Genomic DNA, 22200 nt, shown 5'->3' with positions numbered 1-22200 from the left:
GTCCGCGGTGTCATTCATGCCGATTCGAGGTTCCGCCGGCGTCCAGTTCTGCCCGGACGGTCAGCCCCGTGGTAGGTGCCCACCGACACCCAGCCTGTATTCGCGCCAACGTCATAGTCGCCGTCAGGGCGGGTTCCACCAAGACCAGCAGTGCAGGAAGCAGCCCTGGGTCCTTCCCGGCCAGCACCCGGCGGCGCATCCGAATCAAGTCTTCGCTCGCCTTCATCTCGGCCACGCCCAGCTGGGCGCGGGAGCGACTTGCACCCGAGGCCCGCCGGGCGACTGAGAATCAGTCGCAACGCACTGAGGTTCAGACAGTGTCGCTTGAGCGAATCTTCAGAGTAGCCCGCTAATTCGCCGGGCCCCACGAGACCGTTTATCAGTACACCACGTACGTGATGGAGATGTCTGTCGATGACATTTGGACCAACAAAGGCAAAAAGGCAGGTCCGTTGAATTACGGGTTCGCCCAGGCTGCGATAACTTTGACAACTTTCTGGGTGTGGATGGCGATACAGTTGCCGGCCATCATGCAGTGGAGCTTCTGAAAGAGAAAAATCCTCAGAGATCTTCGGATTGGTGGTATTTCTACGATCTACACCGTCGCGGAATCCCTGTCGCGTGGTTTCACGGCGAAGTTCCTCAGCGCCGGCCAGCGCTCCCAGTTCGCTGCGTTCAACCTGGGCAACCTTCTCCGCGGGAGGAAGATCGCCGTGCTCCTTACAGAATCAGCGCTGCACCGTCGACGAGTTTGATGTCCCCATGGACACCGCGAGTCTTCAAACAACGGCCGAGTTCATGGAGCAGGGCCAGGATTTGATCGCCAGAAAGCTCGCCGGCAGTCATGTCGTGGCCAGGCTGCGTTCACGAATAAAGACGTTCAGGGCCGCAAGCTCGCGTGGTGTTTGCGAGCGGGTCAGCTGTTTCATGGGTTCGCGGATGCTTCGGTAGGACTCTGCCGGTAGCCATGCCTCATCGAGAGGCTCGATGTGCTTGGTCCATGCCGGGGCGGGTTGGTCCAGGCGGTTCGCGACGTAATTGGTGATCCCGGCCAAAGCTGCCGACCATCTGGGGTCTTTGAGCTGTGGGCTGTGTTGGAGTAGCGGGTGGCCAGCTTTCAGTGATGCACTGGCGTAGTCTGCGAGCATCTTAATGGCGAACTCAAAGTCATTCTTGGCCAAGAGTTGAGTGAAAGTTGCAGCGTAGTCACGTCTCTGCGGATCGTGATCAATGCCGCGAGGCAAGGGAGGGCCGCTGATCAGCGCCCCGGCTACGGCGGGTGTGTCAATATTGATTTTTGTTGTCATGGCAGCGACCTCTCCTCATTCAAGCGTGTCATCGAATGGTGCCATTTACACCTTCGTGCGGTAGCAGTGTTCGCGACGAGTTGGTGGGCCGGTCAGATCCGGTGTGTTGTCGATTTCAACACCTATCCTGCCGAACTGGCCCGGATCACACCGAACTGAATCGGATTTTCGTGGAACGCCACGGCTTCCCCTTGGTTCCAAGGGTTGAAGCTGCCCTGTCACCCACGTTGGTTGCACAGAAAACCACGGTTGTTCGGGGCCACTAATTCCGGTACCCGCCGCACCCAATGTGCACCTATGCCCATCCACTTTTACGGACGGACTCTTTCCGGCGTAGGGTGTGAATCTCCGCGGAAGTGACTGCGTTCTGCCAGTGTTGGCCCACCGGCAGCAACTGTGAATCTTGGGCCGCCTCGGCCTTGGCTTTACAGGCTGGCCGGGGTTGTGTCGAAGATGGCCTCCAACACTCCCTGGGCCCATTTGAGCACTTCCGCATCGGCCAAGTCGCGTCCGCCAATACGGGCAGTCTTGGGCTTGGGGATCAGCACAGAGTTCAACGCCGGCTTCACCAAGGACCCCGGGTACATGCGCGTTAGGCGCATCTCCTTGGACTCGGGCAACTCGGCCGGGGCAAACTTGATGAAGTTCCCCTGCAGCGCCACATCGGTGAGTCCCGCAGCCCTGGCCAGCACCTTGAAGTGCGCCACAGCAATAAGGTTCACTGCCGCCGGCGGCAATTCCCCATACCTGTCGATGAGTTCAGCCTCCACCTCGGCAATGCCGTCAAGCGTGTCGGCCGCGGCCAGCTTGCGGTAGGCCTCAAGGCGCAGCCGCTCCCCCGGGACGTAGTCGTGCGGCAGGTGTGCGTTGATGGGCAGCTCGATCTTCATCTCCGCGGCCCGCTCCTCGCCGTCGCCGCGGAAATCGGCCACAGCCTCCCCCACCAAACGAATGTACAGGTCAAAACCCACACCCTGGATGTGTCCGGACTGTTCCCCGCCGAGCATGTTTCCCGCCCCGCGAATTTCAAGATCCTTCATGGCCAAGGCCATGCCTGCACCCAGCTCATTGTGAGCGGCCACCGCCTTCAGCCGCTCAAGCGCCACCTCACCCAACGGCTTGTCCGCCGGGTACAGGAAGTAGGCGTAAGCACGTTCGCGTCCGCGACCCACGCGCCCGCGCAACTGATGCAGCTGCGAGAGCCCGTAATTGTTGGCCTGTTCCACGATGAGCGTGTTGGCATTGGAAATGTCCAGCCCGGTTTCAATGATGGTGGTGCACACCAGCACGTCAAAACGCTTTTCCCAGAAATCAACAATGATCTGCTCCAGCCGCGACTCGCTCATCTGACCATGGGCCACGGCCACGCGGGCGTCGGGCACCAGCTGCTGAATGTGCGCCGCAGTGCGATCAATCGACTTGACCCGGTTGTGCACATAGAACACCTGGCCTTCACGCATCAACTCGCGTCGGATGGCCGCGCCCACCTGCTTGTCGCTGTGCGCGCCGACATAGGTCAGCACGGGGTGGCGTTCCTCGGGAGGGGTGGCCAGGGTGGAAGTCTCGCGGATGCCCGTCATGGACATTTCAAGGGTGCGGGGAATGGGGGTGGCACTCATGGCCAGCACGTCCACGTTGGTGCGCATCTTCTTCAGCGCTTCCTTGTGCTCCACGCCGAACCGCTGTTCTTCATCCACAATCACCAGGCCCAGGTCCTTGAACGCGAAGTCCTTGGAGAGCAGCCGGTGCGTGCCAATGACAACATCCACCGTCCCGTTTTTCACGCCCTCCACAATTTCCTTGGATTCCTTGCTGGTTTGGAAGCGCGACAGCGGGCTCACACGGATGGGGTATCCGGAAAAGCGTTCGTTGAACGTCTCATAGTGCTGCTGCGCCAGCAAGGTAGTCGGGACCAGGATGGCCACCTGCTTTCCGTCCTGCACAGCCTTGAAGGCGGCACGAACGGCGATCTCGGTTTTGCCATAGCCCACGTCCCCGGAGATCAGCCGGTCCATGGGGACCTCCTTCTCCATGTCCGCCTTGACCTCGTTGATAGCCACGAGCTGGTCGGGGGTTTCCACATACGGGAACGCCTCCTCCAGTTCGGCCTGCCACGGCGTGTCGGGCCCGAATGCGTGCCCGCGGCTCGCCATGCGGGCCGAGTACAGCCGGATGAGTTCCCCGGCAATCTCCTTCACGGCCTTGCGGGCCTTGCCCTTGGTGGCTGCCCAGTCGGAGCCGCCCATCTTGGACAGGGCCGGAGCGTCGCCGCCCACGTACGCTGTCACCTGGTCCAGCTGGTCGGTGGGCACAAACAGCCTGTCCCCGGGCGCACCGCGCTTGGAGGGGGCGTATTCAAGCACCAGGTACTCGCGCAGCCCGGCGCCGCCTGCAGAGCTGGCCGACCCTCCGGCCACCTTGCGCTGGATCAGCTCCACGAACTTGCCCACGCCGTGCTGCTCGTGGACCACGTAGTCCCCCGCCGTGAGCTGCAGCGGGTCCACCGCGTTGCGCCGTTTGGAGGGCATCTTGCGCATGTCCCTGGTGGACACCGCCGACGCACGCCCCAACAGGTCCGCCTCCGTCAGCAGCCCCAGCTTCAGCGAGTCGAAGACGAAGCCGCGGCCGGTGTCTGCCGTCGTCACTTCGATGATCCCCGGCTGCGGTTCATGGTCAAGTGTTTCCACGCGCGACGCCGGAATGTTGGCTTCGTGGAACAGCTCGGCCAGGCGCTGGGCCGGGCCGGGGCCTTCGGTGGCCACCACCACCCGCCATTGGTCCTTGATCCGGGAACCAAGGAATTCCATCATCTCCGCCACGTCGCCGCGGTAGCCGCGGGGTTCGCGGGCATGCAGGTTCAACACGTCGGTGCCGGTGTCGAGCTCTTCGTCCTGGGCCAGCGAACTCAACGTCCACCAGCTCACGCCGTCCTCCAACGCCCTTTCCCTCGTCTGGGCCAGGGACTTGAACCCTGCGGAAGACAAGTCGACGCCACCTTCCGTGTGGTGCGCCGAGGCCAAATCCAGCGGTGCGGTGCCACCCTCGGACGCGGTGGACCAGGCCGCCTCCAGGAATTCCTCGTTGGTGGATTCCAGGTCGTGGGCCCGGGCGCTGACCTTTTCCGGATCAAGCACCACGGCGATGGAGCCGGCAGGCAGCAGCGAGGTCATCGGCACCATCCCGTCCACCAGCGCCGGGGCCAGCGACTCCATGCCCTCCACGGCAATGCCGCCGGCAATCTTCTCCAGCATGCCGGCCGCGGCAGGCATGGCATCCTTCAGCTTCGCGGCCCGGCCCATGACGGTGGGAGTGATGAGGATTTCCCGGCATGGCGGTGCGTACAGTTCGGACGGGTGTGCAATGGGTCCGGAGACACTCGTCAGGGTGCGCTGGTCGGCGACGCTGAACCAGCGCATTGCCTCGACCTCGTCGCCAAAGAACTCAATGCGGACAGGGTGGCTTTCGGTCGGTGAAAACACGTCAAGAATGCCGCCGCGCACGGCGAATTCGCCGCGGTGCGTGACCATGTCAACACGGGCGTAGGCGGCATCGGACAGCTTCCTGATGAGATCGGTGAAGGGGATGTCCTCCCCGACCTTCACCCGCACCGGCACCAGTTCGCCCAGCCCGGCCACCAACGGCTGCACCACGGCACGGATGGGTGCTACCACGACGCGCAGGCCGCTCCCGGCATCGAACTCGGGATGGGCCAGCCGACGCAGCACGGCCAGGCGGCGGCCCACGGTGTCAGAGCGCGGCGAAAGGCGCTCGTGTGGGAGGGTTTCCCAGCTGGGGAACTCGGCCACGGCGTCGTCGGGCAGGTAGGAGCGCAGGGCTGCTACGGTATCTTCGGCTTCGCGGCCGGTCGCCGTCACCGCCAAAACCACTCCGGAACGGTCCAGGGAGGCGTTGACATCAGCTGCCAGTCGTTCGGCAGCCTCGGCCAAACCGTCGGCAGCTTCCGCCAACAGGACCGCGCGCATGCCGGCAGGAGCGGTGAAGGCGACGTCGGCACTTCGGCTGGCCGGGTCGGCGGCAGCAAAAGTGCGAACCCTGGCGAAGCTTGGATCCTGTGACAGCGCTGTCCGCAAACCTGCAAGACTCATGGGTGATTTTCTCCTTGGCCTGACGGTGGCCGCCGTTAGAGTACGTCGAATGCCGTGCCGGGTGCAGCACGAAGGCCCGGAATTCCACAAAAGTTCCAGGCACCATTCCAGCTTACTCGTGGCCGGCGGGCCTTGGTATCCTAGGAGCTGCCCCAAACACCCCCTGATCCTGGAGGAACCATGGCGCTTGCCGCCTCAACGACACTTTCGGCCCCGGCCCAGAACGTGACAGATGTCTTTACCAATGCCGATTTCGTCAAGCACGTGAGCGAAACTGTGGGCGGGGAGCTAATATCCTTCACCATCAGCGGACCCACTACGGCGGCTTTCACCACCCAGACTGTGCGCACGCTGCCCACGACGGGGATGCCTGACATTGTGAAGAAGTTTGTCGGTGCAACGCTGACCGTCACGCAGGACGAGTCCTGGAGCGCTCCGGCGGCCGACGGCTCCCGCACCAACGCCCTTACGCTCACGGTTGCCAAAGCCCCGGTTGATATCTCCGCCGTGCAAAAGTTGAGCGCCGACGGAGCCTCCACCTTGGTGGAGCTCACGGGCGAGGTCACTTCGGGAGTGCCCTTCCTCGGCGCGAAGATCGCCTCCGCCGCAGAGCCCGTCATTGGCCGCGCGTTGAACCTGCAGGCGACGCTCGCCCAGGAATGGCTGAATACGCACGCTTAGAGGACTCTACCGCCTGGTGCAGCAAGGCTCAGTGCACCAGGCGGTAGCCCACCCCTCGAACTGTTTTAATCCAGCGTGGATCCCGCGGGTTGTCCCCCATTTTGCGGCGCAGGTTGGCCATGTGCACTTCTATGGTCCGTTCGTCGGCGTCGCTGATGTAGCTGCCCACGTCGTATTCCTCCCCGCGGAGCCGGCGCACAAGATCCGACTTGGTGCGCACCTGCTTGCCGCTGTCCACGAGTGCATGGAGCAGGTCAAATTCGGTGCGGGTCAATTCGAGTTCGTTGCCGTCCACCTCCGCTGTGCGGTCGCCGCTGTTCAGCATCAGGCCGTTGAGGCTTTGCGGTTGGGGGGCCGCAACAACCGCTGCCGGGGCATGCTCCGGCGCGCCAACGGACCCTGTTTCCGCACTGTTGTGTGCTGGCGAGGCGTTTTCCCCGGCTGCTGGAGTTCCTTCAGCGGAAATCCGCGGGCGACGCATCATGGCGCTGATGCGCGCGCGTAGTTCACGGGGCCGGAACGGTTTGGTGAGATAGTCGTCCGCGCCTGTTTCCAGGCCCAACAAGGTGTCCATCTCATCGGCGCGCCCGGTCAGCATGATGATGTACGCGTCGCTGAAGAGCCGGACGCGCCTGGCAACTTCGAAACCGTCAATGTCCGGCAGACCCAGGTCAAGGGTGACAATGGCCGGACGGTGCGCTTGGATTGCAGCCACGCCGTCCGCACCATTGGAGGCGGTGTGCACCTCAAAACCTGACTGGTGCAGGATCACACTGACAAGTTCCCGAATATCCGCATCGTCTTCAACGACGACTGCCACACGAGAGTTGTCCATTTTTCCCCCAATAGAATTGCCAAGACCACTAAAAACGCGCCTGTTACGACCGTTTGGAACCCCCAGGTTCATTTGTAATTACAGTATGGCATCATCGTTAGCATTGGCTGTGCACGTTCCCACGTATGTGGCGGTGCACCTTGTGAGTTGCACCGCACCAGGAATATCGAGCCACAGACCCACGGTGTCAAGTACATCGAAATTGCCAGCAATCAATGAGTGACGGAAATTACTTTGCCTTACACATCCGCAGTACTGTTGGAAACTCTTGGAACCCCGTTGATCCAGCGTCATTTTCACGAACGCACTGTGCGGACGCGGATTTTTCTGGCCCAGCTTCCCTTCACACTGACTGTGGCTTTGGCAACCACCCTCGTTGCATTCCTGCAGCCGTCACTTTTTGCTGAACCGCAACTCATCACGGCCCTGGCCCTGAGCGCGGTATTGCTCGCCGCTTCCGTGGCCGTTCCTTGGGGCAAGATGCCGCGCGGTTCGTTTCTGCTCATTCCCTATCTTGATTTTGTTGCCGTGTCATTCTTTCGCGAGGGGAGCACGGAGCTGTTGTCCTCTGTGGGCCTGTTGGCGCTGTTTCCGGTGTTTTGGCTCTGCGCATCCGGGTACGCGCCCAAAACGGCCATCGCTTCCAGCGCGGTAGCCAGTCTTCTGATTGTCTGGATTCCGGTGATGCTGGAGCCCGGCCCAGCCTCGGTGGAACAATTGGTCAGGCCCTTGCTGTTTCCGTTCATGATGTTTGCCTTTTCCATTGCGGCCGTGGCCCTGACCACCAGCATGGACAAACAGCGCGATGCCTTGATGACACAGGATGTGCAACTGCGGGCAGCCTTGGAGGAGAGCCAGCGCCGCGAGCGGCTCATGGAGACCATTGTGGACACTGTGGGTGTTGGCGTTGTAGCGGTGGATTCCAATGGCCATGACATCCTGATGAACTCCACCCAGGAAGCCATCCATGCCTTGGGCGTCCCGGCAGACATCCCCGACCCTGAAGAGAAGGAACTTCTGGTCTTTGGCACTGACAGGGTTTCACTGGCGGCCGATGCCCGGCCCGTTCGCCGCGCGGTGAGAGGCGAGTCCTTCACCAATTATCAAATCTGGATTGGCGTCGGCGAGCAAGCCAGGGCGCTGTCAACCACGGCCCGCTCCATCATCCAAGATGACGGCGTCGCGGACGGCGCTGTCATTGCCTTCCACGACGTCACCGACATGGTTAACGCCTTGGCCGCCAAGGATGACTTTGTGGCGAACGTTTCCCACGAGTTCCGCACTCCTCTGACGGCCATCCAGTCATATCTGGCCATGGTGCTCGATGAGCCCGGGTTGCCGCCAAAGGAAGTTGAAAAGTATCTGAGAATTGCGGATCGGAACGCGGAACGGCTCAATGGCCTGGTCTCGGATTTGTTGACCACCACCACCATGTCCGTGGACCGGTCCCCCAGCGACGTTGCCTTGCTGCTTGCCGATTCCCTGGCTTCTGCTGCTCCGGCTGCGGCAGCCAACGCCGTCAGCGTGGAGCTGCTGTGCCCGCAGCCGCTGCTGGCCATGGTCGACGGCGTGCGCATCAGCCAGGTGCTGGACAACCTCGTCTCAAACGCCGTGAAATACTCCCCCGACGGCGGCACGCTCACCGTGAGCGCATGGGTGGACGGCACCGATCTGCACTGCCAGGTCAAGGACACTGGACTTGGGATGAGTAATTTGGAACAAGCCGGACTTTTTCAGAAGTTCTTCAGGGCTGGAACTGCTGTGGAGCGTGGAATCCCCGGCATTGGCTTGGGGTTGATGATCTCCAAGACCATCATTGAAACTCATGGTGGTTCTTTGACCGTCGAGAGCCTGCAAGGTGCGGGAACCACCATGAGCTTCGTCATTCCTGCCTGCATCCTCAGCCTTGAGCCTGCCATTTGATGATCACCAAACGGTGAAGTCGTTTGGACCGTATTGAACGGTCTTGTACACCGGATCACCGGCCTGGGTCCCATTCATGGGTTGGATGCGAAGTGAATATTTTCCGAAGTAGTGGTTGCCCCGCGTCACGGTATTTCCCCATTGGTCCAGGACTCGTGGCGGGAAAGTTAGCGAAGATCCAAGCGTGGTGGTGGCGAACTCTGCCCCGTAACCACCTTCGCCCGATTGCTCGATGCTCACCACGTAGCCCGTGGCCTTGGCTGCCGTCCATGTGAGGTTGAGAACGTTGTCATGCGTGGCTGCATTGACGGTGAAGGCACCCAGTGGGGACGGACCCGTCCGGCGGTAGTCATAGCAGTTGGCGCGCAGCCCTGCCGAGTAAAGGAAGGTTAAGTAGACCGGGTCTCCGGCAACATCGCCATTCATGGGCTGGACCCGAAGGATGTATTCGCCGTAGTCTGCGGGCTTGTTCTCAAGGTTGAAAGTGGTTTCGTCGTCCTTCACGATTTGGGTCTGGCTGTAGGTCTTTCCTGCGGCAATGGCCGTCAAAGTCACCACGTAGCGAGTGGTGTTCTCCCCGTCATCGTCCCACTCGAATTTGAAGCGGGCGGTTCCGCCTTTTCCGGACCCCTTGTTTTTGCATCCGAGTTCTTCAAGGTCCATCTGCGCTGGCCGCTTGGCGATCATTGGATTGGCAACTATGTTCCCGGAGCCCTCCGGAACTGGGGCTGGAGTCGTGGGAGCAACGGTCGGGGCGGGCGTTGGGCTTGGCGAAGCACTGGGTGCCTGCGTTGGGACCGGAGTTGGAGCAGACGTTGGTGCCGCGCCAGCCGTGATGTTGATCGTCGCCGTAGCGCTTTGGTTCCATTTGGCGATGGCGATTCCGCCGCCGCCCAGCAACAGGACCATGGCGAACGCAACGGCTGCAGTGGTGAAACCCGGCAGATTGCGAAGGCTCTGTCCACGGCGTACCGCCGGTTCGTTCACTTTTTGGCTGTGTTCCTGAGGTTCCTGCGGGCTCATTGAGTCCTTCTCCGTCTCCTAAGCGAGATCAGCACGTAAGCGCTTGCACTGAGCGTCAAGAGCCACGGCCATGGGCTGCGGCTGTTGGCAACAACATTACTGTGGGGTAGCTCGGCCACGAGCCAGGCGTCCCGCGAATTGGCCCTGAGCCGCGGGGCTCTACCATGGTCGGTGGCTGCGTATGAAGCCACCATGCCGGATTCAGCATCGTGAATGAGCGCGCCGGTTTCAGCGTCGGTCAGCAAATTCGGGAGTTTCGAGTTTGCTTCTGCTGTGCCTCCGGCGACGGGGAGAATGCCAATTGAAGCACTCTCCAGGGTGGCCATGGGTAGAGCAGTGCACGGTGATACGGGCTGTCCCCCGTCAATGCCCTGCAATACGAAAACAAGATCAAAAGTTGAATCTTGTTTTCGCGTTGAATTCGGTGCCTGCAAAGCCAGGTCCAAGTCCAAGGTCAGGAGCAGTACGTGGCCTGCGGCCAGCGTCCAACCATTGACGACCGGAGTGCAGCCACGCTTGGAAGGAAGGGCGGCCAGTGCTTCTTCATGTCCTGGAGCGCTGGCTTGCAGGCGCATGTATCCGGGCAGGGTATCCCCTGTTGCTTGGCCTGTGCTTCGCACCCCAAAGGAGAAGTGCGCTGTATCTCTTCCGCCGTTGCGTACCCAAATGGTGTCACGCCTTGATTCGCCTGGAACGTAGGCATTGGTGCTCCTAAAAAGAGTTGGTGCCAAAGTGGTGTTGTAGTTCATGCCGTCGTTGCTGAGTTGTAGAAAGTCGTTCTTGTTTTCGGTGCCTGCCGCGGGGGCAGCCAACAGCAGTCCCGTGACAACGCTTGCCACCGTCGCCGCCATGACCAACCGCGCGGGACCGCCAAGTCGGTTTGGCGGCATGCTTGTGCTCATTTGGCGCGTCGGCCCGTCTGTATGCCGCGCTTCTTCTCCAACGTCCCCTTGACCATGCTCAACGCACCAAATCCGATGAATGCGGCAGCAATGACGGGCAAAATAATGTCCCTGTCCTGGCCCACGGCGTTGGCAACAAAACCCACATACGGAACCGCATAGAGCATCTTGCCCATGACCTGCACTTCTTGGACAGGGGCGGAATCCTCCAGCGAATTGTTGTCGCCCTTGGTGGTCAGCACCCGTTCCCCGCTTTGGGTGGCTCCCACGGCCGTGATTCGGTGGGAAATGACCCCTTGTTTGCCGGACTCAATCTGGTAGGTGATGATGTCGCCCACCTGAAGGCTGGCGAAAGGAGCTGGCTTGACCACCAGGAAAGTTCCGGGAGCATACTTCGGCGCCATGGAACTGGTCAGCACCGTGTAAGTCTGTGAGCCAGTGGCCAAGGGAACAACAATCATCGCCAATGCACCAAGGGCGGCGATGAGCAGCAGCACATAGGCCACTCCGCGTCCCAGCATGCGCAAGGGCCCGCCCTGACGGGATTCATTGGCAATTGCCGCGCTGTTGAGATCAACAGGAGCCTTGGCGTGGCTGATGACAGACATGGTGTTCCCTTTTAGAGTTGATTGACGGTGATCGGAATGGCGACTGTGGCGCTCTGTCCGCTGAGGCTTGCTGGCATGTTGTCTGCGAGGCTGACTTGGAAGCAGAACACCCCGGTGTCCTGCTTGGGGATGTCTGTTTCGGCCGTCTCGGAGGCGTCCTCGTACAGTGCAGCTGAGCTACATTGGGGCAACGAATTCGCGGCGACCACCTTGAGGGTCAAGTACGGTGCCAAGGGTGAGCCGGCATTGTTGTCGACGACGGGGGTGGAGGTGCTTGCCCGGACCGTGAACAGCCCGCCGGCGTTGGTTTCATTGCCCAGTTCCACGCCCGCGTATGTGCTTTGTCCTGGGATGACCACTCCTGCGGGTGTGGTGCTCAGCGAAAGTGTCGCAGCTGTCCCGTCGGCCAACGTCATGTCAGTCACCACGCTGGTGATGGTGTCTGTGAGGCTGATCCGAAAATCAGCTGCCTGAATTGTCCCCGCAGCGGCAATGGCCGCTTTGTTCCAAAGTGCGTAACTTCCTTGGACGGTGAGCAGTCCCAACACCACGGCAATCAGCACAAGGCCGGTTGCTTTCAGTGCTCGGGTGCTTTTCATGGCTGCTTCTGTCGGAGGGGTGGTGGCGTGCCGGGCTGGGCCCCGCACGCCACCGGGGTCTTGTTGGTGAGAGTTACGGCTGGAGGGTACTTGCCGGCGCCTGCTGCTCTAGCTTGTAGCTGATCTCGCCAAGGTCAGCGGAAGCGTTCGTGCCAATCCGATCCGGGGTATCCACATTGAACGTAAACGTTGTGGAGGCGTTGACCTTTCCGGCGTTCGCCGGCTTCAGAATCTCCGGCAAAACCTCTGCGCTTCCAGCTTTGGTCAACGTTGTTGCCGAGACAGTGCCGTATTCCGCATACTGGGCGTAGCTGTCAGGGAGGGCCACTGTTAGCTTGGCGGCCATCAAGTCGCCCTTGAGCGAAACGTTCAGAGGCTGCGTATACGTCAGGGCATCCCCGGGAACCACCTTGTACTGGCTAATTACAGGAATCTCGGTCCCTGCGGCGTTTGTCCACACACCTGCGCCGGGTTCCAGGTTCAAATCACCGGAGACAACCTCGCCCATGGAAACATTGCTTGCTTGGTTCCAGGTAGCCAGCGTTCCGCCGCCACCCACCAGCAGGATAACGCCAACACCGGTTGCAATTGCGCCTTTAGCCATCTTGTTCATTCTGAGACCCCTTGTTCGTGTTCTTCCCAGCAAGCTTTCCTGCCGGTAAGAACAACAATGCCGCTCCCAGCTCAAGAAATAGCACTAAAAATCCGGAAGATCGGCCTAAGAAAAACCGAAGAAAAACCCGATATCCCAAATACTCAAGAACAACGCAAGACCACCCTTGGGAGCCCCAAAGAAACGCGCAAGAACTCTGCCACGGCTGCACAAACACACGGTATTGTTGCAGGCAGATCCCCAAGGCCGAGCAGTCACCAATTGTTCCGAGAGGAGTTGGAGCCGCGATGGCGCACACAGAGTTGCCTTTGGTAGATACGGAAGCGCTGCAGGCACTGGAAGACTCCTTACAAGGTCAAAAGCCGCCGGCGCTCGAATTTGTGCGCAGCTTCGCAAAGATGTGGCCTCAGCGTTTTGAACGGATCCGTGGTGCCGTCGACAGCTGTGAGTGGGCGAAAGCCGTTGACGCAGCAATCAGTCTTTACTCTTCCAGTTCCATGGCCGGTGTGCCACGGCTGAGTCGGCTGGCGGCAGAACTTGTCCAGCTGCTGAAAAGAGGGCACTACATCAAGGCAGCCACGATGCTTGACCAGTTGCATCGCTGCGGAGACCAAACGGTCGCCCAACTCGTTGCCTCATACCTGCGGCAAGGTTAGAGACACTGGGGCCTCCCCCAGCCAAAGCGGTCCGTCATGAGAGCTTCATGCAGGAACCACCATGGAAAACATCAGATAATCTGTGGCAATGACTTCTGCAAAGCATGTACGCAAGGCGGTTATACCCGCAGCCGGTATGGGAACGCGTTTTTTGCCCGCGACCAAGGCGATGCCCAAGGAAATGCTGCCGGTAGTTGACAAACCTGCCATTCAATATGTGGTTCAGGAAGCGGTCAGTGCAGGCCTCACCGACGTCTTGATGATCACAGGGCGCAACAAACGCGCTTTGGAGGACCACTTTGACCGTGTCCCCGTCACCGAGCAGTTGCTGGAGGCCAAGGGCGACACCGAGCGTCTCGCCGCCATTCAACACGCCACCGCCTTGGGCGAAATCCACTACGTTCGCCAGGGCGACCCGAAGGGACTGGGGCACGCAGTGCTGCGGGCCAAGACTCACGTGGGCGACGAACCCTTCGCCGTGCTCCTTGGCGACGACCTGATCGATGAGCGCGATGAGCTCCTGACCACCATGATTGAAGTTCAGGAACGCACCGGTGGTTCAGTGGTGGCCTTGATCGAGGTTCCGCAGGACAAGATTTCCGCCTACGGCTGCGCCGACATGAGCGTCATTGAGGGCGAGGACTACGTTCGTGTCAACCACTTGGTGGAGAAGCCCTCGGTGGAGGATGCGCCGTCGAACTTGGCCGTGATTGGCCGCTACGTGCTGCACCCGGCCGTGTTCGACGTGCTCGAGAAGACCCCTCCAGGACGCGGGGATGAAATTCAACTTACCGACGCCCTGCAGACACTCGCCGTCAGTGAAGGCGAAGGTGGGGGCGTGTACGGTGTGGTGTTCCGTGGTCGCCGCTACGACACCGGAGACAAGCTCAGCTACCTCAAGGCCGTGGTGACCTTGGCCTGCGACAGCGAAGACCTGGGCCCCGACCTGCGTGAGTGGCTCGGTGAATTCGCCAACGGCCTGCAGCCGGAAACGCCCAGAATGGCCCTCAGCCGGTAAAGTATTCATCAGGTGTGCCGGGAAGTCTGGTCGGCAATGACATTGTCGAACCCAATTGTTCCCACAGAACATCACCCAAAGCTAGAAGTTACAACTCGATGACCCTTCCTTCCCCGCTCAATATATTCTCCCGCGGCAGCTAAGGCGAGTCCGTGCGCATCAGCCAGATTCTGCGATCCGAAACTGTTGGTGGAGCACTGCTGCTGGCGGCGACGGTCGTGGCGCTAGTCTGGGCAAACTCCCCTCTTGCAGATGGCTACTTCGCCTTGCGAGATTTCCAAATCAGCCCGGAATCCCTCCACCTGAACCTGAGCTTGGGCACGTGGGCGGCGGACTGTCTGCTGGCGATCTTCTTCTTTTGTTGCCGGGCTTGAGCTCAAACGTGAATTTGTGGCCGGCGACCTGCGCAACCCGGCACGGGCCGTGGTGCCCATTGCCGCGGCTGTGGGCGGCGTCATTGTCCCTGCCTTGATCTTTGTGGCTGTGAACATTTCCGCCGGTCCGGAAATCCTCAAGGGTTGGGCCATCCCCGCCGCCACCGACATTGCCTTCGCCTTGGCCGTTCTGGCCGTCATCAGCACGCACCTGCCCAGCGCCCTGCGCACCTTCCGGTTGACATTGGCCGTAGTGGACGACCTCATTGCCATCGCCATCATCGCCGTGTTCTACCCCGGCGAAATGCACTTCCAGCACCTCGCCTTGGCCGTTTTGCCCTTGCTGCTCTTCATCTGGCTGGTGCAAAAACGCATCCGTTCCTGATACCTGCTCATTCCGCTCGCAGCCGCCACGTGGGCACTTGTGTACTCCTCCCGAGTCCACGCCACGGTGGCCGGCGTGCTCTTGGGCTTTGCGGTGCCCGTGCTCCGCAGTACCAAGCATGGCGGTCCGAAAGCGGGCCCCGGACTGGCTGAGCATTTTGAACACCGCATGCGCCCAATATCGGCGGGGCTTGCCGTACCGCTCTTCGCGTTCTTCTCAGCCGGCGTAGCCGTCGGTGGGTTGGCAGGGTTGAAGAGCGCCCTCACCGACACCGTCGCCATTGGCATTGTCCTGGCGCTGGTGGTGGGCAAGTTCATCGGTGGTCTTCGGTTCCACCTGGATTGTCACCAAGACCACCAAGGCCAAGCTCGACGACGGACTGGCATGGGTGGATGTCGCCGGCTTGGCGCTTTTGGCCGGTGTGGGTTTCACCGTCTCCTTGCTGATCAGCGAACTCAGTTTCGGCGATGACGCCCCGCACTACAACCACGCCAAGGTGGCCATCCTCGTCGGATCGCTCGTCGCGGCCCTGCTGGCAGCCGTTGTGCTGCGCCTGCGCAACAAGCACTACCGTAAGCTGGCGGAGATCGAAACCGAAGATGCGGACGGCGACGGCATTCCGGACGTCTACCAACAGTAGCGTCGACACAAGCAACTGGTCCGCATATATTCCACGATGAAAGCAACCATGACTCAGACCGGTTCAAAAGATGTAGCTGCTGCTCAGCCCTATCGGCCTCGAAGCCTGCGGAAACGGGTATTTCTTACCCAACTGCCGTTGTCGGTGATCATGCTCGCGGTTGTCTTCATTGCGCTGGCTTTTTATCCGCAGTCGTTTCATCAGCCGTTGTTCTTGGCTGCCTTGGCGTTGCATGTGCTGCTTCTCCTGGCGGCCTTCTCGGTGCCTTGAGGCAGCCTGCCCCGTGGAACGGTCCTCATCATTCCGTACCTTGATATTCTTGCCATTGGCCTGTTCCGCGGAGTGAACCAGCAGTTTCTCACCGCTATTGGTTTGCTAATATTTTTCCCGGTCTTTTGGCTGGCTTCAGCAGGACTGGCCAGGCGCACCGCCGTTGTGGTCAGTGTTGCAGCCGCTTCGCTTATCGTGTGGTTGCCTGTCCACACCTCTCCCAGCGGGTTTACGCCGGCGTTGCTGGTCAAGCCGTTGCTTTTCCCGTTGGTGGTCCTTGCCTTCGCCATCACCGTGGTCGCAGTGACGGACACCGTCAACGCGCAACGGAAGTCGCTCGAAGCCAAGGACCTCCAGCTGCGGACGGCACTGGAGGCAAGCCAACAGCGTGAGCGGCTCCTGGAAACGGTGTTGGATACTGTTGCCGTTGGGGTGGTGGCTGTGGATTCGGACGGCAATGACCTGCTGATGAATGCTGCCCAATCCGTTCTCCACGGCCACGCAGTGCCTTCTGACATTGCCGACCCGGAAGAGAAGGAGCTGCTCGTTTTCGCTATGGACACCTCCACCCCGGTGGCTGGGGAAGACCGTCCCGTTCGCCGGGCCATCAAGGGCGAAGAATTCACCAACTATCAGGTGTGGCTTGGATCTGGGGAGACGGCAAGGGCTGTTTCCACCGCGGCACGCCCCATGCGCGACTCGGAAGGGAACTTCGACGGCGCCGTGATCGCCTTTCACGACATCACTGACATGACGGCTGCCCTTGAGGCGAAAAATGACTTCGTTTCCAATGTTTCACACGAGTTCCGCACCCCGCTGACATCGATCCGGGGCTATCTTGAGATGGTGTTGGACGAGCCTGCCGATTTGCCGCCGGATGTGCGCAAATATCTGACCATTGCTTCACGGAGCGTGGATCGGCTCAGTTCCTTGGTTGCAGACCTGCTCACCACCGATTCCGTGACGCTCACGGTGGCACGGACGGGCGTTGCCCAGCTGGTCGCGGACAGCCTGGGATCGGCAGCTCCTGCGGCTGCCACTAACAACGTTGCGCTGTCCGCCAATGTTCAGCCCGCCTTGGAAGCGTTCATCGACCCCCGCCGCGTGGGCCAAGTGTTGGACAATCTGGTCTCCAATGCCGTCAAGTACTCCCCCGACGGCGGAACGGTCACCGTGCGGGCCTGGGCGCAAGGGCCTGATCTGTGGTGCGAGGTTAAGGACACCGGGATGGGCATGAACAGCGCGGAACAAGCTGAGGCTTTCACCAAGTTCTTCCGCGCCCAGCCCGCAGTCCAGCGTTCCATTCCGGGCATCGGTTTGGGGTTGATGATTTCAAGGACCATCGTGGCAAAACATGGCGGCACCATCAACTTGCGCAGTGCTCGAGGGGCAGGGACCACCATTACTTTCGTGCTGCCGCAGTGTTTGGCCACAGTCGACTCAACACTCGGAAACCGCGTCAGCGCCGTGCCTGCGTTGGAAGATGCTCCCTAAGCTCAAGATCACCTCAAGACCTGCCTCTGGATGCCACAATTGGCTGTCCCTTCGGATCAAAAGACTGTCCATTTGGACAACAAAAAGACGCTATGCCGCCCCGTTTCTTAAGGTTTAGTCAGGTTCGTTCCAATCCCGGAAAAACTAGTCATTGTCGGGCGCGCGGCAGATACTGTTAAGGCAGGCCTGAACAGGGGCAACGGGATACACGGGCAGGAGGCAGGCGAAGATTTTGACACATACCAAATTGCCGCTCGTCTGCAACGAAACCCTGCATTCCTTGGAAGATTCCCTCTTCGGTGAACGTGCCCTGTGCCGTAATTTTGTGCACCGATACGTTGACATGTGGCCGGGACGTTTTGAGCGCATTCAAGCTGCTCTGGCAGCAGGCAACAACGAGAACGCCATGGACGCGGCACTGAGCCTGCGCAGCTCCAGCATGATGGTCGGCGCAGCTCGATTGGGAGACCTGACCACTAATCTGATCCACCTCCTCGAAATCGGCCGCCATGCGGCCGCAGCCAAGAAGCTCACTGCGCTGCTCGTCTGTGGCAACCAAACCACGTGCCAATTGACCATGTCCTACATCAACGTGGCGTAACGTTGTGCTGTGACACCCACAAACCGGAGACTCCACCGCATATCCCTGTGCCTCATGGCTGCCTACCTTGTGGCCTTGGTTCTCATCGTCTTTTGGCCCACCCCCGTTGACCGCCCGGCAGCAGGGAGCCTGAACCACTTTATTGCGTGGATACATCGCCGCAGCGTGCCAACGTTCATTGGTTACGGCAAGATCGAATTTTCCGCCAACATCGCAATGTTCATACCCATGGGCATCATTGCCTCCGCTTGGACCAAGCAAGCATGGGCCGGTTTGCTCGTGGGGTTCATGGCATCAGTATGCATTGAGTTGGCCCAGGCCCTGTTTCTGGCGGAAAGGTTCGCTTCCGGTCTTGACGTGCTGGCAAATACTCTGGGAGCCGGTATTGGCGCGACGCTCTACTTCGTTGGCCATAGACACCACCAGAATCGCCACGTAGTGCTCGCTGGTGATGGGAATCACGGCCACTAATGTCCAGTGTTACACCCTTGGGTGATGCACAGTCCGGAGATGCGGACCTCGTGCCTGTAGGTTGGGATTCATGACAACAACTCTCCCGTTCAGGGTTCTCACCGTCTGCACGGGAAACATCTGCCGCTCCCCCATGGCGGAGCGGCTACTGCAAAGCGAGCTCGACATCGCGGCCCCGAATGTCTTCGCAGTGGAAAGTGCCGGCACGGCCGCAATGGTCGGATCCGATATGGAACCCCACATTGAGGGTTTCGTCCGGGTGTTGGGGGCATCTTCGGAAGGATTTGCCGCCCGCCAGCTCACCCGGGAAATCTTGGACAAGCAGGACTTGGTGCTCGCCCTGACCCGTGAGCACCGCAGCCGTATAGTTGAGATACATCCGGGCTTGCTGAAAAAGACATTCACCTTGCGTGAGCTGGCCAGGGTCCTGCCCCACATTGACGGGGCCCGCGGTGTCCACCCCGCCGAACGCTGGGAATTGGCCATTCCATTGGCCATGCGCTCCCGCACACTCCACAGGGCCGCTGCCGAAGATGACGATGTGGTGGACCCCTACCGCCGCGGGGACAAGGTCTTTGAAGAGATGCGCCAACAACTGGTCCCGGCCGTGCAGGCACTTGTCGCTTGGGAGAAGGCGCACGCATAGTCCCTGATCCAGCCTTCGAAACTACAGCTCTGCTCTGCGTCACAAACAAGTGGTGGACAATCAAATTCACTAATTGGGACATCATTCACTAAAGTTGCGGTAATGCACACTAATACTTTTCGGGATTCTCCTGCGCCCAACGTTAATGACCTGGACAGGTTTTATGCAGTGATCCCGGCGGGCGGGGTGGGTACCAGGCTGTGGCCGTTGTCGCGGGCTGCGGCGCCGAAGTTCCTGCATGACCTCACCGGCAGCGGCAGCACCCTGATTCGTGCCACCTATGACCGGCTGGAGCCGATCAGTGGCAGCAGGGTCCTGTTGGTGACGGGGGACGCGCACCGGGAAGCGGTGTGCCGTCAGCTTCCCGAGGTTGCCGATGAGAACCTGGTGTTGGAGACCGAGCCGAAAGATTCCGGTGCGGCGATTGGTTTGGCGGCGGCGATTCTGTTCCTGCGCGACCCGGACACCATTATGGGTTCCTTTGCCGCGGATCAGGTCATTAGCCCGGTGGAAAAGTTTCAGGACGCGGTCCGTGAGGCCATTTACACGGCAGCTACCGGGAAGATTGTCACGATCGGCATCAAGCCCACCCATCCCTCGACTGGTTTTGGTTACATTCGCACCGGGGAGCCTCTGGTGGTGGCTGGCGCTCCGAGCGCGCATTCGGTGGTGAAATTTGTGGAGAAGCCGAGCCGGGAAGTCGCCGAAACGTACCTTGCCAGCGGTGAGTACAACTGGAATGCGGGCATGTTCGTGGCGCCGGTGGAATTGATGCTGCGCCACTTGAAGGCGAATGAGCCCGAACTCTACGAGGGCCTGATGGAAATTGCGTTGGCCTGGGACACTCCGGAACGGGTGGCCGTGAAGAAGCGGGTGTGGCCCACCTTGCCGAAGATCGCCATTGACTATGCCGTGGCGGAACCGGCGGCCGATGCCGGTGACGTGGCAGTGATTCCGGCGGACTTCAGCTGGGACGACGTGGGCGACTTCGCCGCGATCGCCCGGCTCAGCAGCGCCAAGGAAGTCAAGGACGTGAAGGTCATTGGCGAAGGCGCCCGAGTCTTCACCGAGGACAGCACCGGGATCGTGGTCTCCGACACCAAACGCGTCATCGCGCTGATCGGCATCCAGGACGTCGTCGTGGTGGACACCCCCGACGCCCTTCTTGTCACCACGCGCGCCCACTCCCAACTGGTGAAAAACGCCGTCGCCGGACTCAAGGAACAAGGCGACACCGACGTTCTGTAACCTCTGCCCTACTGATGGTATGACTACATCACTCGGCACAAACTGGACGGCAGGGACATGCGTTCCTCCTCCCTTGAGTTCTGCCACGCCTTCGCCGAAGGAGCCGCCGGGCGCGGCGCCAACGTCACCCTGCTGGGCCCGCTCTCCTCCGAAACCGGCCTCACCGAAATCCGCGACCTCGCCCAGTCCTACCTGACCAACGGCATCCCGGACGGCCTGGTCTTCGGCACTGCCGGGGAAATCGACGAAGACGACATCCTGAAGCAATACGCCCAGTACCTGCGCAACCTCGTTGGCCTCTCCGACTCCCCGCCAACCCGCTCGAACCGGCCAACCCGCTGGAACCGGCCAACCTGCTCGACCTGCAGGCCGCCGTCGTGGCGCACGGGGCGGACATAGGCCTGGCCTTCGACGGCGACGCCGACCGCTGCTTCGTGATCGATGAAACCGGCGCCCCGCTCTCCCCCTCGGCCGTCACGGCACTGGTGGCGCGGCGCGAAATCGCCCGCGCCCAAGCCCTCGGCGAGGACCACCCCACCGTCATCCACAACCTCATCACCTCCCGCGCGGTCCCGGAACTGATCACCCACGACGGCGGCCGCGCCGTCCGCACCCGCGTGGGCCACTCCTTCATCAAGGCCACCATGGCCGCCGAAGGCGCCGTCTTCGGCGGAGAAGAGCGTGTCAGATGGAGTGTGTAAGTGGCTTTGCCACCATCTGATTTGGAGATAATTGTGACTGTGATTGAAGACAAGGATTTTGCTGGGAAAGTGGATGCGTCGGATGCGGCTGAGCGGATGGCTGCTGTGGGGAACATGGAAGCGCTGAAGGCCTCGGGTGCTTTTGATGAATTGATGGGGCAGATTGACCGGGGTGAGATCGAGCTCGATGGCAAGGACGGGTTTATTCAGCACTTGATCCGGGCCGGGCTGGAACGGGGGCTGAAGACAGAATTGACAGAGCACCTTGGTTATGAAAAGCATGAGTACGCTGGCCGTGAGGTCGCGAACTCCCGCAACGGGGCCTACCCTAAAACGGTGTCCACCAGTGCCGGGGATATTGATCTGGCGATCCCGCGAGACCGTGCCGGGACCTTCGTCCCACGGCTGGTTCCCAAGGGCTCACGGCATACCGGGCAGCTGGCGGACATGATCGTGAGCCTCTACGCAGGGGGGCATGACGGTGCGGGACATCGAGCACCATCTAGCCACTACCATTGGCACCGAACTCTCTCGAGAAACGATCTCGAAGATCACCGATGAGATCCTCGATGAGGTGATCGCATGGCAGAGGCGCCCGTTGGATCCGATCTATCCGATCATGTATTTGGATGCGATCGTGATCGAGGTTCGTGACGGCGCGCATGTGAAAAACAAGGCCGCGCATATCGCGGTTGGTGTTGACATGGACGGGATCAAGCATGTGCTGGGGATCTGGATTGCTCAGACTGAAGGTGCAAAGTTTTGGGCGCAGGTCTGCTCAGAGCTGGCCAACCGTGGCGTCAAGGACGTGCTGATCGTGTGTTGCGACGGACTCACCGGATTCCCCGAAGCCATCGAAGCCACTTGGCCCTACGCCACCGTGCAGACGTGCGTGGTGCACCTGATCCGTTCCTCCATGCGTTTCGTTTCCTACAGTGACCGCAAGAAGGTCGCCGCCGAGCTGCGCCTGATCTCAGGACTCCGGATATAGCGAGTTAATTGTTTCGAGATGATGTTTTGTCTTTGACTTCGTAGCGCAGGATCTGGTTGGTTCCGGGGTAGCGGGTTTTCGTGGCGGTCAGGTGCTGGCAGAGTTCGG

At 60.5% G+C, this 22200-nt stretch carries 21 protein-coding genes and 3 pseudogenes; 15 read left to right on the top strand and 9 right to left on the bottom strand.

The window, feature by feature from the left end:
• Positions 1-720: 720 nt before the first annotated feature.
• The 3 genes from QMG25_RS12230 to mfd all read right to left on the bottom strand — a co-directional run bounded on the left by QMG25_RS12230 (position 721) and on the right by mfd (position 5413).
• Positions 721-846 carry a hypothetical protein gene (locus tag QMG25_RS12230; protein ID WP_283460563.1) on the bottom strand — a complete coding sequence of 42 codons (126 nt, stop codon included), beginning with the start codon at positions 844-846 and terminating at the stop codon, positions 721-723.
• The gene (locus tag QMG25_RS12225; RefSeq protein WP_283460560.1) at positions 843-1307 is read right to left on the bottom strand and encodes a class III extradiol ring-cleavage dioxygenase family protein; all 465 of its coding nucleotides are present in this window, start codon (positions 1305-1307) and stop codon (positions 843-845) included. Before QMG25_RS12225 ends, QMG25_RS12230 begins: the two co-directional genes overlap by 4 nt.
• Positions 1308-1732: 425 nt before the next feature.
• Positions 1733-5413, bottom strand: coding sequence for a transcription-repair coupling factor (gene mfd, locus QMG25_RS12220; RefSeq protein ID WP_283460558.1), 3681 nt, complete (start codon positions 5411-5413; stop codon positions 1733-1735).
• Between the two features lie 180 nt (positions 5414-5593).
• Between mfd and QMG25_RS12215 the strand changes: the two genes are divergently transcribed.
• Positions 5594-6094 carry a DUF2505 domain-containing protein gene (locus QMG25_RS12215; protein WP_283460556.1) on the top strand — a complete coding sequence of 167 codons (501 nt, stop codon included), beginning with the start codon at positions 5594-5596 and terminating at the stop codon, positions 6092-6094.
• Between the two features lie 28 nt (positions 6095-6122).
• Here the strand turns inward: QMG25_RS12215 and QMG25_RS12210 are convergent, their stop codons facing one another.
• Positions 6123-6929: a response regulator transcription factor gene (locus tag QMG25_RS12210; protein ID WP_283460553.1), complete on the bottom strand. Its 807-nt coding sequence runs from the start codon at positions 6927-6929 to the stop codon at positions 6123-6125.
• A 219-nt stretch (positions 6930-7148) separates the two neighbouring features.
• Here QMG25_RS12210 and QMG25_RS12205 point away from each other — a divergent pair, with 219 nt between their 5' ends.
• Positions 7149-8852, top strand: a complete 1704-nt coding sequence (locus QMG25_RS12205) for a sensor histidine kinase (protein WP_283460551.1) — start codon at positions 7149-7151, stop codon at positions 8850-8852.
• A 3-nt stretch (positions 8853-8855) separates the two neighbouring features.
• On the opposite strand, the gene QMG25_RS12200 is transcribed toward QMG25_RS12205, so the two are convergent.
• The 5 genes from QMG25_RS12200 to QMG25_RS12180 all read right to left on the bottom strand — a co-directional run bounded on the left by QMG25_RS12200 (position 8856) and on the right by QMG25_RS12180 (position 12588).
• Positions 8856-9875, bottom strand: coding sequence for a hypothetical protein (locus QMG25_RS12200; RefSeq protein WP_283460548.1), 1020 nt, complete (start codon positions 9873-9875; stop codon positions 8856-8858).
• Positions 9872-10765 carry a hypothetical protein gene (locus QMG25_RS12195; protein WP_283460546.1) on the bottom strand — a complete coding sequence of 298 codons (894 nt, stop codon included), beginning with the start codon at positions 10763-10765 and terminating at the stop codon, positions 9872-9874. The genes QMG25_RS12200 and QMG25_RS12195 overlap by 4 nt, the downstream gene beginning before the upstream one ends.
• An 8-nt stretch (positions 10766-10773) precedes the next feature.
• Complete coding sequence (locus tag QMG25_RS12190) at positions 10774-11385, bottom strand: signal peptidase I (RefSeq protein WP_283460544.1); 612 nt, start codon at positions 11383-11385, stop codon at positions 10774-10776.
• A gap of 11 nt (positions 11386-11396) precedes the next feature.
• Complete coding sequence (locus QMG25_RS12185) at positions 11397-11984, bottom strand: hypothetical protein (RefSeq protein WP_283460542.1); 588 nt, start codon at positions 11982-11984, stop codon at positions 11397-11399.
• 73 nt (positions 11985-12057) lie between these two features.
• Positions 12058-12588, bottom strand: coding sequence for an alternate-type signal peptide domain-containing protein (locus tag QMG25_RS12180; RefSeq protein ID WP_283460540.1), 531 nt, complete (start codon positions 12586-12588; stop codon positions 12058-12060).
• Positions 12589-12884: 296 nt separating this feature from the next.
• On the opposite strand from QMG25_RS12180, the gene QMG25_RS12175 reads away from it, so the two are divergent.
• From QMG25_RS12175 to QMG25_RS12125, 13 genes and pseudogenes are all read left to right on the top strand, one after another.
• Complete coding sequence (locus QMG25_RS12175) at positions 12885-13253, top strand: Hpt domain-containing protein (protein WP_283460538.1); 369 nt, start codon at positions 12885-12887, stop codon at positions 13251-13253.
• An 88-nt stretch (positions 13254-13341) separates the two neighbouring features.
• The gene (gene galU, locus QMG25_RS12170) at positions 13342-14271 is read left to right on the top strand and encodes a UTP--glucose-1-phosphate uridylyltransferase GalU (protein ID WP_283460536.1); all 930 of its coding nucleotides are present in this window, start codon (positions 13342-13344) and stop codon (positions 14269-14271) included.
• Positions 14272-14423: 152 nt separating this feature from the next.
• Complete coding sequence (locus tag QMG25_RS20435) at positions 14424-14645, top strand: Na+/H+ antiporter NhaA (RefSeq protein WP_349307133.1); 222 nt, start codon at positions 14424-14426, stop codon at positions 14643-14645.
• 16 nt (positions 14646-14661) lie between these two features.
• Positions 14662-15501: pseudogene (locus QMG25_RS12165) on the top strand (Na+/H+ antiporter NhaA).
• Positions 15419-15670 (top strand): Na+/H+ antiporter NhaA, encoded by a 252-nt coding sequence (locus tag QMG25_RS20430; RefSeq protein ID WP_502866393.1) that lies wholly within the window; start codon positions 15419-15421, stop codon positions 15668-15670. Before QMG25_RS12165 ends, QMG25_RS20430 begins: the two are co-directional and overlap by 83 nt.
• 36 nt (positions 15671-15706) lie before the next feature.
• A complete protein-coding gene (locus QMG25_RS12160) occupies positions 15707-15940 on the top strand; it encodes a hypothetical protein (protein WP_283460534.1) in 234 nt (77 codons plus the stop codon).
• A gap of 72 nt (positions 15941-16012) precedes the next feature.
• The gene (locus tag QMG25_RS12155) at positions 16013-17434 is read left to right on the top strand and encodes a sensor histidine kinase (RefSeq protein ID WP_283460532.1); all 1422 of its coding nucleotides are present in this window, start codon (positions 16013-16015) and stop codon (positions 17432-17434) included.
• 232 nt (positions 17435-17666) lie between these two features.
• Complete coding sequence (locus QMG25_RS12150; RefSeq protein WP_283460529.1) at positions 17667-18035, top strand: Hpt domain-containing protein; 369 nt, start codon at positions 17667-17669, stop codon at positions 18033-18035.
• Positions 18036-18044: 9 nt separating this feature from the next.
• Entirely contained in the window at positions 18045-18506 is a 462-nt protein-coding gene (locus QMG25_RS12145) for a VanZ family protein (protein ID WP_283460527.1), read from the top strand.
• A 70-nt stretch (positions 18507-18576) separates the two neighbouring features.
• Positions 18577-19152 (top strand): arsenate reductase/protein-tyrosine-phosphatase family protein, encoded by a 576-nt coding sequence (locus QMG25_RS12140; RefSeq protein WP_283460525.1) that lies wholly within the window; start codon positions 18577-18579, stop codon positions 19150-19152.
• A 102-nt stretch (positions 19153-19254) separates the two neighbouring features.
• The gene (locus tag QMG25_RS12135; protein ID WP_283460523.1) at positions 19255-20400 is read left to right on the top strand and encodes a mannose-1-phosphate guanylyltransferase; all 1146 of its coding nucleotides are present in this window, start codon (positions 19255-19257) and stop codon (positions 20398-20400) included.
• A gap of 42 nt (positions 20401-20442) precedes the next feature.
• Positions 20443-21092 (top strand): annotated as a pseudogene (locus QMG25_RS12130) (phosphohexomutase domain-containing protein); the annotation flags it as partial.
• Between the two features lie 105 nt (positions 21093-21197).
• Positions 21198-22074, top strand: a pseudogene (locus QMG25_RS12125) (IS256 family transposase); the annotation flags it as partial.
• Positions 22075-22200: the final 126 nt, after the last annotated feature.

The organism is Arthrobacter sp. H35-D1 (assembly GCF_030063185.1).
Classification (GTDB): Bacteria; Actinomycetota; Actinomycetes; order Actinomycetales; family Micrococcaceae; genus Specibacter.
Note: the sequence above shows the minus strand (reverse complement) of the source record. Positions and strands in the feature narration are given on the sequence as shown.

Coding starts and splice junctions, on each gene's coding strand:
- QMG25_RS12230 (WP_283460563.1), bottom strand. CDS start 846: ATGACTGCCGGCGAGCTTTCTGGCGATCAAATCCTGGCCCTGCTCCAT.
- QMG25_RS12225 (WP_283460560.1), bottom strand. CDS start 1,307: ATGACAACAAAAATCAATATTGACACACCCGCCGTAGCCGGGGCGCTG.
- mfd (WP_283460558.1), bottom strand. CDS start 5,413: ATGAGTCTTGCAGGTTTGCGGACAGCGCTGTCACAGGATCCAAGCTTC.
- QMG25_RS12215 (WP_283460556.1), top strand. CDS start 5,594: ATGGCGCTTGCCGCCTCAACGACACTTTCGGCCCCGGCCCAGAACGTG.
- QMG25_RS12210 (WP_283460553.1), bottom strand. CDS start 6,929: ATGGACAACTCTCGTGTGGCAGTCGTCGTTGAAGACGATGCGGATATT.
- QMG25_RS12200 (WP_283460548.1), bottom strand. CDS start 9,875: ATGAGCCCGCAGGAACCTCAGGAACACAGCCAAAAAGTGAACGAACCG.
- QMG25_RS12195 (WP_283460546.1), bottom strand. CDS start 10,765: ATGCCGCCAAACCGACTTGGCGGTCCCGCGCGGTTGGTCATGGCGGCG.
- QMG25_RS12190 (WP_283460544.1), bottom strand. CDS start 11,385: ATGTCTGTCATCAGCCACGCCAAGGCTCCTGTTGATCTCAACAGCGCG.
- QMG25_RS12185 (WP_283460542.1), bottom strand. CDS start 11,984: ATGAAAAGCACCCGAGCACTGAAAGCAACCGGCCTTGTGCTGATTGCC.
- QMG25_RS12180 (WP_283460540.1), bottom strand. CDS start 12,588: ATGGCTAAAGGCGCAATTGCAACCGGTGTTGGCGTTATCCTGCTGGTG.
- QMG25_RS12175 (WP_283460538.1), top strand. CDS start 12,885: ATGGCGCACACAGAGTTGCCTTTGGTAGATACGGAAGCGCTGCAGGCA.
- galU (WP_283460536.1), top strand. CDS start 13,342: ATGACTTCTGCAAAGCATGTACGCAAGGCGGTTATACCCGCAGCCGGT.
- QMG25_RS12160 (WP_283460534.1), top strand. CDS start 15,707: ATGAAAGCAACCATGACTCAGACCGGTTCAAAAGATGTAGCTGCTGCT.
- QMG25_RS12140 (WP_283460525.1), top strand. CDS start 18,577: ATGACAACAACTCTCCCGTTCAGGGTTCTCACCGTCTGCACGGGAAAC.
- QMG25_RS12135 (WP_283460523.1), top strand. CDS start 19,255: ATGCACACTAATACTTTTCGGGATTCTCCTGCGCCCAACGTTAATGAC.